Origin of the sequence: Dyella japonica DSM 16301 (assembly GCF_001010355.1) — a bacterium.
In the GTDB taxonomy this organism is placed as follows: Bacteria; Pseudomonadota; Gammaproteobacteria; order Xanthomonadales; family Rhodanobacteraceae; genus Dyella; species Dyella japonica.
Genome location: NZ_JPLA01000143.1, coordinates 1 through 205, shown reverse-complemented (window position 1 = coordinate 205; position 205 = coordinate 1). Strand labels below are relative to the sequence as shown.

Annotated in this window: 1 protein-coding gene; it reads right to left on the bottom strand. The window is 69.8% G+C overall.

Annotated elements, in window-relative coordinates; genetic code table 11:
• On the bottom strand, positions 1-205 hold a 205-nt coding region (locus Y882_RS18450; protein ID WP_046973419.1), incomplete at both ends, for a glucokinase.

Genomic DNA, 205 nt, shown 5'->3' with positions numbered 1-205 from the left:
CTCAGCAGCGGGGCCTGCCCGCGCAGCGCACACAGCGCGCGATACAGGTTGAGCAGGCCGGGGCCGGACAAGGCGTGTTCGAACGACACGTACTCGCGATCACGGGCCAGGTAGCGAAGGATCTCGATCTCGCGTTCGTTGCCCGGCGCCAGCGCGATCTGGCCGGCTTCAGTGGCCAGCACGGTGGCGTGCGGCTTGGCGGGCA